Annotated in this window: 11 protein-coding genes and 1 tRNA gene; 8 read left to right on the top strand and 4 right to left on the bottom strand. The window is 66.2% G+C overall.

Annotated elements, in window-relative coordinates; translation table 11 throughout:
- Window positions 1-62 precede the first annotated feature (62 nt).
- Window positions 63-1394: an MFS transporter gene (locus VN856_RS27205; protein ID WP_325695097.1), complete on the top strand. Its 1332-nt coding sequence runs from the start codon at window positions 63-65 to the stop codon at window positions 1392-1394.
- Window positions 1395-1400: 6 nt separating this feature from the next.
- Here the strand turns inward: VN856_RS27205 and VN856_RS27200 are convergent, their stop codons facing one another.
- Window positions 1401-2147: an MmpS family transport accessory protein gene (locus VN856_RS27200; protein WP_325695095.1), complete on the bottom strand. Its 747-nt coding sequence runs from the start codon at window positions 2145-2147 to the stop codon at window positions 1401-1403.
- Window positions 2148-2223: 76 nt separating this feature from the next.
- Complete coding sequence (locus tag VN856_RS27195; protein ID WP_325695093.1) at window positions 2224-2871, bottom strand: TetR/AcrR family transcriptional regulator; 648 nt, start codon at window positions 2869-2871, stop codon at window positions 2224-2226.
- Window positions 2872-2952: 81 nt separating this feature from the next.
- Here VN856_RS27195 and VN856_RS27190 point away from each other — a divergent pair, with 81 nt between their 5' ends.
- Genes VN856_RS27190 through VN856_RS27170 form a run of 5 tightly spaced genes read left to right on the top strand, consistent with a single transcriptional unit; the run spans window position 2953 to window position 8977 of the window.
- Window positions 2953-4503, top strand: a complete 1551-nt coding sequence (locus tag VN856_RS27190) for a carboxyl transferase domain-containing protein (protein ID WP_325695091.1) — start codon at window positions 2953-2955, stop codon at window positions 4501-4503.
- A gap of 5 nt (window positions 4504-4508) precedes the next feature.
- On the top strand, window positions 4509-6506 hold the full coding sequence (locus VN856_RS27185) for an acetyl/propionyl/methylcrotonyl-CoA carboxylase subunit alpha (RefSeq protein WP_325695090.1): 1998 nt from the start codon (window positions 4509-4511) through the stop codon (window positions 6504-6506).
- Window positions 6499-7659 carry an acyl-CoA dehydrogenase family protein gene (locus tag VN856_RS27180; protein WP_325695089.1) on the top strand — a complete coding sequence of 387 codons (1161 nt, stop codon included), beginning with the start codon at window positions 6499-6501 and terminating at the stop codon, window positions 7657-7659. Before VN856_RS27185 ends, VN856_RS27180 begins: the two co-directional genes overlap by 8 nt.
- A complete protein-coding gene (locus VN856_RS27175; RefSeq protein ID WP_325695088.1) occupies window positions 7656-8159 on the top strand; it encodes a MaoC family dehydratase in 504 nt (167 codons plus the stop codon). The genes VN856_RS27180 and VN856_RS27175 overlap by 4 nt, the downstream gene beginning before the upstream one ends.
- Window positions 8159-8977 carry a CoA ester lyase gene (locus VN856_RS27170; RefSeq protein WP_325695087.1) on the top strand — a complete coding sequence of 273 codons (819 nt, stop codon included), beginning with the start codon at window positions 8159-8161 and terminating at the stop codon, window positions 8975-8977. The genes VN856_RS27175 and VN856_RS27170 overlap by 1 nt, the downstream gene beginning before the upstream one ends.
- An 11-nt stretch (window positions 8978-8988) precedes the next feature.
- Here the strand turns inward: VN856_RS27170 and VN856_RS27165 are convergent, their stop codons facing one another.
- The gene (locus VN856_RS27165) at window positions 8989-9747 is read right to left on the bottom strand and encodes an enoyl-CoA hydratase (protein ID WP_325695085.1); all 759 of its coding nucleotides are present in this window, start codon (window positions 9745-9747) and stop codon (window positions 8989-8991) included.
- Between the two features lie 98 nt (window positions 9748-9845).
- Window positions 9846-9919 (bottom strand) — tRNA-Arg (locus VN856_RS27160).
- A gap of 181 nt (window positions 9920-10100) precedes the next feature.
- Here VN856_RS27160 and VN856_RS27155 point away from each other — a divergent pair.
- Both VN856_RS27155 and VN856_RS27150 read left to right on the top strand, forming a co-directional pair.
- A complete protein-coding gene (locus VN856_RS27155; protein ID WP_325695084.1) occupies window positions 10101-11354 on the top strand; it encodes an alpha/beta hydrolase in 1254 nt (417 codons plus the stop codon).
- Between the two features lie 262 nt (window positions 11355-11616).
- Window positions 11617-12310 (top strand): wax ester/triacylglycerol synthase family O-acyltransferase (locus VN856_RS27150; protein WP_325695099.1); only part of this gene is annotated, 694 nt, incomplete at its 3' end.

Here is a 12310-nt window from a genome sequence, read left to right as displayed (position 1 = left end):
ACGGCACGAGCGTCGGGGCTGGGCGCGGGTACGGGCATGCGCCAATGGTAGACAGACCAACAATGTCTGATTCCGGCAGTAACGATTCGCCCAGATCCGAGCGAGCCCATGCGGTGGCGTGGGCACTGTGGGACACCGGTTCGGCCGGCGTGAGCGCCGTCGTGGTGACGTTTGTGTTCTCGGTCTATCTGACCGGCACCGTCGGCAAGGATTTGCCCGGCGGTGTGCCGCCGGCGAGCTGGCTGGGTCGCGCGCTGGCGATCGCCGGGTTGACGATCGCCGTACTGGCGCCGGTGATCGGTGTGTGGGTCGAAGACGCGCGGCGGCGGCGCATCGCCCTGACCGTGCTGACCGGAATGGTGGTGGCGCTGGTGAGCGCCATGAGCCTGATTCGTGACCGCCCGCAGTACCTGTGGCCCGGATTGGCGTTACTTGCTATCGCCGCGGCGTGCGGCGACTTGGCCAGCGTGCCGTACAACGCGATGCTGCGCCAGATTTCGACGCCACAGAACTCCGGACGGATCTCGGGCTTCGGCTTGGCGGCGGCATTCGTCGGCAGCGTTGGGTTGTTGCTGACCACCTACTTCGGCTGCATCGCCGGTAACGGCGACACCCGTGGGTTCCTGGACCTGCCCGTCAGCGACGGCACGAACGTCCGGGTGGCGATGCTGCTGGCGGCCGGCTGGTTGGCGGTGTTCGCGCTGCCGTTGCTGCTGACCGCGCATCGGCTGCCGTCGCCGACCGAAGTTTTCAGCCCCGTGCGCGGTGTGTTCGGCAGCTACCGCAAGCTGTGGCAGGACCTGGTCACCGAGTGGCACCGCGACCGGAACCTGGTGTACTACCTGGTCGCCAGTGCGGTCTTTCGCGACGGACTGGCCGGCGTCTTCACCTTCGGCGGCGTGCTCGGTGTCAACGCGTACGGGATCTCGCCGGCCGATGTGCTGATCTTCGGCGTGGCCGCCAGCGTGGTGGCTGCGGTAGGCGCCGTCTTCGGCGGGTTCCTGGACGACCGGGTCGGGTCCAAGCCGGTCATCATCGGATCACTGGCCAGCATCATTGCGGCGGGGCTGGCCATGATGGCGTTGTCGGGGCCTCGCGCGTTCTGGATCACCGGTCTACTGCTGTGTCTGTTCATCGGGCCCGCGCAGGCATCGGCGCGGACGCTGCTGCTCAGGATGTCCAGCGCCGGAAAAGAAGGCGTCGCCTTCGGCCTCTACACGATGACCGGGCGTGCGGTGTCTTTCGTGGCGCCGTGGCTGTTTTCGGTGTTCGTGGACGTTTTCGGGGCCGTCCGCGCCGGCATGGGCGGCCTGTGCCTGGTGATGGTGGTTGGGTTGCTCATCCTGCTGATTGTGCGTGCCCCGCAGCGCATTCCGGCGACAGAGGTTGACTGAGCCGGACTAGCTCGACCCGTTGCAAATCGTCAGACCAACGCCGCTGCGCTGGTTGATCTCGACTCCGTCCACGGTCACCGTGCACGTCACGTCGTGGCCGATATTCACGATGGTGACGTTGGGTGTCTTGCTGCCGGTCTCGGGCAGGCTGACTTCCTTGGTCCACGGCAACCCGACGTTGAACTCGGTCTGCATCATCCCGTCGTCGTCGACATAGGTGATGCTGATGGCGCGGCCGTCGCCGCTGACGTTGTAGACCACGGTCTGCATCACGCCGGCACCGCCCGGCTGGCTGGGCTCACTGGTGGCCGGGCCGGGTGCGCTCGCCGATGGTGGTGGCGACGCCTTCGGCACGGGCTGCTGAGAACTCGGCGGCTCGGGCAGTGCGGGTACCGCCGTCTGCCTTCTGGCCGTCCCGTTGGCGATCACCAGGGCGATGACCAATGCGATAACCAGAACCACTGCCGCGGCCGCGCCGATCCAGAGCCAGCGCGGCGCTTTCGGTCGCCCAGGCTCGGGTTCCTGCGGCGACTGATCCGGCGAAGGCTGACCCTGCAGCCAGTAGTGCGGCAGCTTGTCGGTGCGCTGTGTGGCGTTCGGGTCGGGCGGCGAGCCGTAGTTAGGGGGTGAATAGAACGACTGACCGCTGTAAGCCGGGTCGGTGTACGACGGGTAAGGCTGACGCAGTCGTTGCGTTTCTTCGGTCCGCTCTTGGGTTGAACGGGTGTGATCGGGATGACGTCGATCGCTCATGCCCACCTCATTTCTGCAGGGTACCTGCAGCACTACGGTCGGCGCCGAAAAGTCCGGTGAACAGTGGTAATGCTGATCATTCCGGCGCGATGCCAACGGTCAGGGCGGCAACGGTCATTTCCCGCATCACCGCACGTGATCGCGTTGCTCGCGCAGCTTTGCCGTCGGCCGGCTTGAGGCTGTGCGGAGTGGAGTTGAGCAGACCGAACGCCGCGTGTGCCATCAGCCGGGCGTCGGATTCGGCGAGTCCGGGCTCGAGTTCGCGCAGCACGCCCACCCACACCTCGACGTATTGGCGCTGGGCGCGGCGTACCTGGCGTTCGGCGGCGACCGGCAGATAGGCGAGGTCGCGATCCTGAATCCGGATGAGGTCGGGCTCGCCCAGCGCGAAGTCGAGGTGAAAGTCGATCAAACCGTTCAGCGCCGCGGCGGCATCGGTCTGACGGGATCGGACCCCGCGGGCGCCGTCGAGCAGGCGAGTGCTGATACCCACCAGCAGCTCAACGAGCAGCGACTCCTTGTTCGGGAAATGCCGATAGATCGCCGGGCCGCTGACCCCCGCCGCGGCGCCGATGTCTTCGAGCCGCACCGCCAGAAACCCGCGCTCGGCGAACAACCGCTCCGCCGCGGCCAGCAGTTGCAGGCGACGGTCCGATTTGCGTCGGCTGCGGGGATTCGGTGCCGGTATGTCGTCATTACGCTCGACCGGAGCGGACGCTGCCATCCCGCCTCCCTAGACACTTCGGTTAATCGCCACTAACATAGCACGAGTTAGTGACCATTAACCGAAACTGGCCTGCAACCAATGACCTCTCCGGCGGAAAACCGCGACGCCCACACCGCGCTCGTCGCACAGCTGCGCGACAAGCTGGCCACAGCCGCGCTGGGTGGTTCGGAACGCTCCCGGGCCCGCCATGTCGACCGAGGCAAACTGCTGCCCCGCGACCGCGTCGACGGACTCCTTGACCTCGGTAGCCCGTTGCTCGAAATCGCCCCGCTCGCGGCCGACGGGATGTACGACGACGAATGCCCGGGGGCCGGCATCATCACCGGCATCGGCAGGATCGCGGGCCGCGAATGCATGATCGTGGCCAACGATGCAACGGTCAAAGGCGGCACGTACTACCCGATTACCGTCAAAAAGCACCTGCGCGCTCAGGAGATCGCCAGTCAAAACCGGCTGCCCTGTATCTATCTGGTCGACTCCGGCGGCGCCTTCCTGCCCCGCCAGGACGAGGTCTTTCCCGACCGCGATCACTTCGGCCGGATCTTCTACAACCAGGCCAATCTCAGCGCGCAGGGCATCCCGCAGATTGCCGCAGTACTGGGATCGTGCACGGCCGGTGGCGCCTACGTGCCCGCCATGAGCGACGAGGCAGTGATCGTTCGCAACCAGGGCACCATCTTTCTCGGGGGCCCGCCGCTGGTGAAGGCGGCCACCGGGGAAGTCGTATCGGCCGAGGATCTCGGTGGCGGAGAACTGCATTCGAAGATCTCCGGCGTCACCGATCATCTCGCGCACGACGACCGCGACGCGTTGCGCATCGTCCGGCGCATCGTGTCGACGCTGGGGCCGCGCGCTCCGCGGATCTGGGATGTGTTGCCCACGGTGGATCCTGTTGCCAATCAGTCAGAGCTGTACGACGTGGTCCCGGTCGATCCCCGGATTCCCTACGACGTGCACAACGTCATCACCCGGCTGGTCGACGGTGGCGAATTCGGCGAGTTCAAAGCCGAATACGGCAGCACTCTGGTCACCGGGTTCGCCCACATCCACGGCCACCCGGTCGGCATCGTCGCCAACAACGGGGTGCTGTTCTCCGAATCCGCGGTCAAGGGTGCGCATTTCATCGAGCTCTGCGACAAGCGGATGGTGCCGCTGCTGTTCTTGCAGAACATCTCCGGGTTCATGGTGGGCCGCGACTACGAGGCCGGCGGCATCGCAAAACACGGGGCCAAAATGGTGACCGCGGTGGCCTGCGCGCGGGTGCCCAAGCTCACGGTCGTGATCGGCGGCTCCTATGGCGCAGGCAACTACTCGATGTGCGGGCGGGCGTATTCGCCGCGCTTCCTGTGGATGTGGCCCAACGCCCGGATTTCGGTCATGGGTGGCGAGCAAGCCGCGTCGGTGCTGGCAACCGTGCGCGGAGAGCTGACCGCCGAGGAGGAGGAAGCGGTGAAGGCGCCGATTCGCGCGCAGTACGAACACCAGGGCAACCCGTATTATTCGACTGCGCGGCTCTGGGACGACGGCGTCATCGATCCCGCTGACACCAGAACCGTTGTCGGTCTTGCGCTTTCGGTGGTATCCACTGCGCCGGTCGATCCGGTGTCATACGGCGTCTTCCGGATGTGAGCGTGATGGGTTTCAACACGGTTCTGGTAGCCAACCGGGGTGAGATCGCCGTCCGGGTGATTCGCACGCTCAAGGCCATGGGCATCCGGTCGGTCGCGGTGTACAGCGACGCCGACGCCAACGCGCTGCACGTCGCGTCGGCGGACGTCGCGGTCGCCATCGGCCCGGCGCCCGCACGCGACAGTTACCTCAACATCGCCGCTATCGTCGACGCGGCCGTGCGCACCGGAGCTCAGGCTGTTCACCCTGGCTACGGGTTCCTCTCGGAGAACGCCGATTTCGCGGCCGCCCTGGCTGCGGCCGGAGTGACGTTCATCGGGCCGCCGGTGGGCGCCATTCAGACCATGGGTGACAAGATCGCGGCTAAGGGCACCGTGTCGGCCTTCGGTGTGCCGGTGGTTCCCGGGATCGCACGGCCCGGTCTGAGCGACCAGGAGCTGATCGAGGCCGCCGACGAGATCGGTTACCCGGTTCTCGTCAAACCGTCCGCCGGCGGCGGCGGCAAAGGCATGCGCATGGTCGAGCAGCCAGCTGACCTGGCCGCCGCGCTGGTCAGCGCCCGCCGGGAATCGGCCGCCGCCTTCGGCGACGACACCCTGTTCCTGGAGCGATTTGTGCTGCGTCCCAGGCACATCGAGGTTCAGGTACTCGCCGACACGTATGGCAACGTCGTGCACTTCGGCGAGCGGGAGTGCAGCCTGCAGCGCCGCCATCAGAAGGTCATCGAGGAGGCGCCGTCACCGCTGCTGGACGCCGAAACGCGGGCGCGGATCGGCGCCGCCGCATGCGACACCGCTCGCAGCGTCGACTACGCCGGCGCGGGCACGGTGGAGTTCATCGTCTCGGCCGACCGGCCCGACGAGTTCTTCTTCATGGAGATGAACACCCGGCTACAGGTCGAGCATCCGGTCACCGAGCTGGTCACCGGATGGGATCTGGCCGAGTGGCAGGTCCGGATCGCGGCGGGGGAGAAGCTGACCGTGAGTCAGGCTGATATTGCCTTGCAGGGCCACGCGATAGAAGCGCGGGTCTACGCCGAGGATCCGGCGCACGGCTTCCTGCCTACCGGTGGCGATGTGCTGGCAGTGGTGGAACCCGATGCCGCGGGCGTGCGGATTGACTCAGGCTTGTCGGCGGGGATGGTCGTCGGCAGCGACTACGACCCAATGCTGGCCAAAGTCATTGCGCACGGCCCCGATCGGGCCACCGCGCTGCGAACCCTGGATCGGGCTTTGGCCGACACCGCAGTCCTCGGGGTGGTCACCAATATCGAGTTCGCCCGGTTTCTGCTGGCCGATCCCGACGTCGTCGCCGGCCGGCTCGACACCGGACTATTGGACCGTCGCGCCGGCGATTTCGTCGCGGCAGCGCCCGCTGACGACCAGTTCATCGCCGCGGCGGCATTCCGCTGGCTGCGATCCTTCCCGGCACCCGGTGCCGACCTGTGGGAGGTGCCGACCGGGTGGCGAGTCGGGCGCCGAGCGCCGGTCAGCATCCGGCTACGGGCCGGGGAACGCACCGACCACGTTCACCTCTCCGGTGCGCCGGACGCCGCCGAAGTCCGCATCGAAGACGGCGAATCCCGTTCGCTGCAAGCCGCTTTGACCGGCGATCAGCTGATAGTGACCATTGACGGGCTGCGCGCCCAGTACACGGTCGCCGCGGCGGACAGCAAGGTCTGGCTGGCCGGCGACGGCATCTTCGCGGTGCTCGAGGAGGTGCGCGAAGCGCCGGTGCGCGAGGACGAAGAGCACAGCGGCGACGCCGAATTGACCAGCCCCATGCCCGGCGCGGTTGTCGCGGTCAGCGTCACCGACGGCGCTGAGGTCGAGGCGGGCGCGGTTGTCGTCACCGTCGAAGCGATGAAGATGGAGCACGCGATGACGGCACCTGTCCAGGGCGTGGTCGAGCTGCTCGTCGCCGTGGGCGACCAAGTCAAGGTGGGCCAGCCGTTGGCCCGGATTGCCGCGAAAACAACTGCAGAATCGAAGGATCATGAGTGATTTCCTGTCGACCGGGACACTTCCGGACGAATACCAACAGCTGGCCAAGACGGTCCGCGACTTCGCCCAGAGCGTCGTCGCCCCGGTAGCCGCAAAGCATGACGCCGAACACTCCTTCCCGTACGAAGTAGTGGCGGGTATGGCCGATATGGGCCTGTTCGGTCTGCCGTTCCCCGAGGAGTGGGGCGGCATGGGCGGCGACTACTTCGCCCTGTGTCTGGCGCTGGAGGAATTAGGCAAGGTCGACCAGAGCGTGGCGATCACGCTGGAGGCCGGCGTCTCGCTGGGCGCCATGCCCGTCTACCGGTTCGGCACCGATGAGCAGAAGCGGGAATGGTTGCCGCAGTTGGCCAGTGGTCGTGCCCTGGGCGCGTTCGGTCTGACCGAACCGGGCGGCGGCACCGATGCCGGCGCGACCAAGACCACCGCGCAGCTCGACGACGGCCAATGGGTGATCAACGGGTCCAAGCAGTTCATCACCAACTCCGGTACCGACATCACCAAGCTGGTCACCGTCACGGCGGTGACCGGCGAGTACGACGGAAAGAAACAGATCTCGTCGATCCTGGTGCCGGTGCCGACGCCCGGCTTCACCGCGGAACCCCCCTACGACAAGGTCGGCTGGAACGCCTCAGACACCCATCCGCTGAGCTTCGACGACGTGCGGGTACCCGAAGAGAATCTGCTCGGTGAACGCGGCCGCGGCTACGCCAACTTCCTGCGCATCCTCGACGAGGGCCGCATCGCGATCGCCGCGCTGTCCACCGGCGCCGCGCAGGGATGCGTCGACGAGAGCGTCAAGTACGCGCGCGAGCGCGAGGCATTCGGTCAGGCGATCGGCCGCTACCAGTCCATCGCGTTCACGATTGCGCGCATGGAAGCCCGCGCCCACACCGCCCGCACCGCCTATTACGACGCCGCGGCGCTGATGCTGGCCGGTAAGCCGTTCAAGAAGCAAGCCGCGATCGCCAAGCTGGTCGCCAGCGAGGCGGCCATGGACAACGCCCGAGACGCCACCCAGATTCACGGCGGCTACGGGTTTATGAATGAATTCACTGTGGCCAGGCATTACCGGGACAGCAAGATTCTCGAGATCGGTGAGGGGACCACGGAAGTGCAGCTGATGCTGATCGCCCGCGAGGTGGGTCTGTGACGAACGGTGAGCAGCCGCTACGCGAGGTCGTTCAGCGCGGGCTGTGGTTCGAAGAATTCGAAACCGGCGTGCGATACCTGCATCGTCCGGGGCGGACCATCACCGAAGCCGACAATGTGTTGTTCACGACGTTGACGATGAACACTCAGGCGCTGCACCTCGATGCCGCATTCTCCGACGCGCTGCCGCCGTTCAACCAGCGGCTGGTGAACTCGATGTTCACCTTGTCGACCCTGGTCGGGTTGTCGGTCGCGCAGCTGACTCAGGGCACCATTGTCGGCAACCTCGGATTCTCCGAAATCGCTTTCCCCAAACCGCTTTTCCACGGCGACACGTTGTACGCCGAGACCGTCATCGTCGAGAAGCGGGCATCGAAGAGCCGCCCCGGCGAGGGCATCGTGACGTTCGCGCACACCGGTCGCAATCAGCATGGCGACGTGGTCGCCACCGCGAACCGCAAGACCATGGTGCGGATGCGACCGGCTGAGGCCGGCGGCTGATGGGTCTGCAGAATCCGGGACCGGCGTGGCTGTTCTGCCCGGCGGACCGGCCCGAGCGTTACCAAAAGGCTGCAGCCGCAGCCGATGTGGTGATCCTCGACCTCGAGGACGGCTGCGCGGCCCCTGATCGGCCCGCGGCGCGCACGGCGCTGGTCGACGTCCAACTCGATCCGGCCCGCACCGTGGTGCGCGTCAATCAGTTCGGAACCGCCGATCAGGAGCTTGATCTGCAGGCTCTGAAGCAGACTCCCTACGACACCGTCATGCTGCCGAAATGCGAAGCGGTCGAACACGTTAGCGCACTAGCTCCGCTGAACGTGATTGTGCTCGTGGAATCACCGATGGGCGCCCTGGCCGTCACCGAGACCGTCCAGGTGGACAACGCGATCGCCGTGATGTGGGGCGCTGAGGACCTGTTCGCCGTTCTGGGCGGCACGGCCAACCGGTACCCGGACGGCAGCTACCGTGAAGTTGCCCGCCATGTTCGTTCGCAGTCGTTGTTGGCGGCGAAGGCACACGGCCGCCTTGCTCTGGACTCGGTCTACCTCGACATCAAGAATCTCGATGGGCTGCGCGCCGAGGTCGATGACGCCGTGGCCGTCGGTTTTGATGCGAAGGTTGCTATCCATCCCAGTCAGGTGCCGGTGATACGGGCCGGTTACGCGCCGTCCGTCGACGAGGTGCATTGGGCGCGAGCCGTTCTGGCCGCGGCCGCCGATGAACGCGGTGTCTTCGCATTCGAGGGCAAGATGGTAGATGCGCCAGTGCTGCGGCGAGCCGAGCGGATCGTGCATCTGGCTGGCGAGCCCAGCTCGTAGCAGCTTCGCGATTACTTGCGTTGGGCCGCGGCCAATCGGGCGGCGAACTCTGGTGACTGAATAGAGGTGGCCTGCGGCCCGAGTTCGGTGTCTTTGGCCAGCTCGTGCAGTTCGACGTCGAGCGATCCGGGGCTGGCCGTAGCGCGCATGGTGGCTTTGGTCGCCAGCACGACATCGCGCGGCGCGGCCGCCGGACCGGCCGCCAGCTCCAACGCAGCGGCAACCGGATCGTCGGCGACGCTGAGCGCCAAGCCATGTCGCACAGCGGATTCGGCATCGAAGCGCATCCCGAACAGCAAGGCCGCGCGGGCGACCTGCGGTCCGACTGCGCGCTGCAGCATCCACGTCGCGCCGCCACCCGGGTGAATCCCCAACTTCTGAAAACGGCTGTCGAACAATGCGTTTGGACCTGCTATGCGCACATCGGCGGCCAACGCCAGGTTCAGACCCGCGCCGACCGCGGGACCGTTGACGGCAGCGATCGTGGGCAGCGCGCATTGGCCGACAGCCATGAATCCGTCGTATAGCCTCAGCAATCCCTCTTCGGCGGCACTGCCCAGCGCGCTGAGATCCGCGCCGGCGCAGAACGCTTTACCGGCACCGGTGACGACAACGGCGTGCACACCGGGGTCGGCCTCGGCGCGTTCCACCGCCGCGCGGAGCTGTTGCGACATCTCACCGGTGACGGCGTTGCGTCGTTCGGGATCGTTGACGGTGATCAGCGCGACGTGGTTGTCGATGCTGAACAGCACCAGGTCGGATTGAGACATCGGGCACCTCCGCTGCTTCGCCGGCGACGGCGCGTGGCGCACCATCCGAGAACAGGCGCCACACGGATCCCATCGGCCACAGTGGCACCTGCACTATGTACCCCCGGCAGGATTCGAACCTGCGACCACAAGATTAGAAGTCATGTGCTCTATCCAGCTGAGCTACGGGGGCCAAAGACTCCAAGCCCAGGTCAGTGTAGCTAACCGGCGAAATGGGCACTTACAGTCCGCAACGCCGCAACAAATGTCGTTGGCAGTAACAGTGATTCAGCTAGTGTGAGGCCCGCCACACACGTACGCTACCGACGGCCCGGCTGTTCGCGGGCGGCGTGTGCTCAAGGACGAGGAGTGGCATGACCGTAACCGTAGATGTCAGAGCGCGATACTCGCAGGCGCGAGCAGAAGTGCTGCGCCAGGGGTTGCAGCTTGCGGCCGCGCCGATCGGTGCGTACCGCACCGGCTCACTGCTGCTTCGCGGCTCGCCAACGGTCGCCGGCTTCTTGGCGGGCTGGCTGTCTGCCGAATTTCCGCCGCACGTCGTCACCGGACACGCGCTGTCCGGTGTGGCCCCGCTGTCGATCGGCCGGGTTGCGACGAGTTGGGCGGCCCAGCGCGCAGATCGCATCCTCACTGCGGCGCTGCAGGATTCCTTCGGTGAGCAGTACCTCGACTCGGTCTGTCATCCCATCAGCGACCGACCCGAGCGCCGCGGCGGGATGTTGCATGCCGCCGCGGGCCACCGTCGTTATGCGGCGAAGACGTCAGACATCGCGTACGGCCCGGACACTCGCGACAACTTGCTGGACATCTGGCGCCATCGGGATATCGAGGCTGGCGACCGGGCTCCGGTGCTGCTGCAGATCCCGGGCGGCGCGTGGACCGTGAACGGTAGGCGACCGCAGGGCTATCCGCTGATGAGCCGGATGGCCGAACTCGGCTGGGTCTGCGTCTCGGTCGACTACAGCAAGAGCCCGCGCAAGTCGTGGCCGGCGCACATCATCGACGTCAAGCGCGCGCTGGCATGGGTCCGCGAGAATATCGCCGACTATGGCGGCGATCCCGACTTCGTCACGGTCACGGGCGGCTCGGCGGGCGGCCATTTGGCCTCGCTGGTCGCGCTCACCGCTAACGACCCGCGACTGCAGCCCGGCTTTGAGGATGTGGACACCACCGTTCAAGCCGCTGCGCCCTTTTACGGCGTCTACGACCTCACCGATGCCGAGAAAATGCACGAGATGATGATGCCGTTCCTCGAGCTATTCGTCATGAAAGAGCGCTACGCCGACAATCCCGAACTCTTCGAATTGGCGTCGCCGATTTCGCATGTTCACCGCGATGCGCCGCCATTTTTCGTCCTGCACGGCGAGAGCGATTCGGTGATCCCGACTGTGCAGGCACGGGCCTTCTGCGGCGCACTTCGCGACGCCGGAGCTCACACCGTGGGCTACGCCGAGCTGCCCAACGCCCACCATGCTTTCGACTTGTTCGCCACCGTCCGATCCCGCCTGGCAGCTGACGCCGTCGCTGACTTTTTGGGTGTTGTCTACGGACAGCATTTGCGGTCGCGATCAAGGATGGCACGCAAGCACGCCTCACCGGCCGGCTGAGTCGGCCCCCGCGCAATCAGTTGCTCACTTCGAATTCGGCAGCAGGTCAGGGCGTTTCGCAGGGCACCCAGAGCGCGTCTGATCTCGCGTTATGATCCGGACAATCGGCTACCGTCACCGCGCTTCCCGGACTACGTTGGAATTGCCCGCAGCGTCCAGTCCAGTGGTTGCGGGGCCTGTCTGAAACAGGAGGCTTGAGTGGCGATGGCGGCGTTGGCCGGATGGGGGAGCTGCGGTGGCTGAGCAGGTCGATGCGGCCGGAATGCCCACGGCGCTGGGGCCGCTCGACTACCTCTTGCATCGCGGAGAAGCAAACCCGCGTACCCGCTCGGGGATCATGGCCCTGGAGATCCTGGACACCACTCCGGATTGGGACCGCTTCCGGACCCGTTTCGAGAACGCGTCCCGACGGGCATTGCGGCTGCGGCAGAAAGTTGTCGTGCCGACGTTGCCGACGGCCGCGCCGCGCTGGGTGGTCGATCCCGACTTCAACTTGGACTATCACGTGCGCAGGATGCGGGTCTCCGAACCCGGCACGCTTCGACAGGTATTCGACCTTGCCGAGCTGATGCTGCAATCTCCGCTGGACATCGCCCGACCGTTGTGGACCGCGACGCTGATCGAGGGCCTGCCCGACGGCAAGGCCGCCACGCTGCTGCACTTGTCCCACGCGGTGACCGACGGTGTCGGCAGCGTGGAGATGTTTTCTCACATCTACGACCTCGAGCGCGATCCGGCGCCACAGCCAACGCCCGACCAACCCATACCGCAGGATCTGACTGCCAACGATTTGATGCGCGAAGGGCTCAACCACCTGCCCGCGAACGTGATCTACGGAGCCGGCGGTGCGCTATGGGGAGCGGCGTCGATGCTCGGGCGAGCGGTGGTCAATCCCGGCAAGGCGGTGTCGGGTGTGATCAACTACGCCCGATCGGGCACACGGGTGGTCAGCCCGG

This window comes from Mycobacterium sp., assembly GCF_035603715.1.
In the GTDB taxonomy this organism is placed as follows: Bacteria; Actinomycetota; Actinomycetes; order Mycobacteriales; family Mycobacteriaceae; genus Mycobacterium.
Note: the sequence above shows the minus strand (reverse complement) of the source record. Positions and strands in the feature narration are given on the sequence as shown.

What these genes read in the sequence shown, in the direction of transcription:
- VN856_RS27170 (WP_325695087.1), top strand. Translation starts at nt 8,159, where the DNA reads ATGGGTCTGCAGAATCCGGGACCGGCGTGGCTGTTCTGCCCGGCGGAC.
- VN856_RS27165 (WP_325695085.1), bottom strand. Translation starts at nt 9,747, where the DNA reads ATGTCTCAATCCGACCTGGTGCTGTTCAGCATCGACAACCACGTCGCG.
- VN856_RS27200 (WP_325695095.1), bottom strand. Translation starts at nt 2,147, where the DNA reads ATGAGCGATCGACGTCATCCCGATCACACCCGTTCAACCCAAGAGCGG.
- VN856_RS27205 (WP_325695097.1), top strand. Translation starts at nt 63, where the DNA reads ATGTCTGATTCCGGCAGTAACGATTCGCCCAGATCCGAGCGAGCCCAT.
- VN856_RS27155 (WP_325695084.1), top strand. Translation starts at nt 10,101, where the DNA reads ATGACCGTAACCGTAGATGTCAGAGCGCGATACTCGCAGGCGCGAGCA.
- VN856_RS27190 (WP_325695091.1), top strand. Translation starts at nt 2,953, where the DNA reads ATGACCTCTCCGGCGGAAAACCGCGACGCCCACACCGCGCTCGTCGCA.
- VN856_RS27195 (WP_325695093.1), bottom strand. Translation starts at nt 2,871, where the DNA reads ATGGCAGCGTCCGCTCCGGTCGAGCGTAATGACGACATACCGGCACCG.
- VN856_RS27180 (WP_325695089.1), top strand. Translation starts at nt 6,499, where the DNA reads ATGAGTGATTTCCTGTCGACCGGGACACTTCCGGACGAATACCAACAG.
- VN856_RS27185 (WP_325695090.1), top strand. Translation starts at nt 4,509, where the DNA reads ATGGGTTTCAACACGGTTCTGGTAGCCAACCGGGGTGAGATCGCCGTC.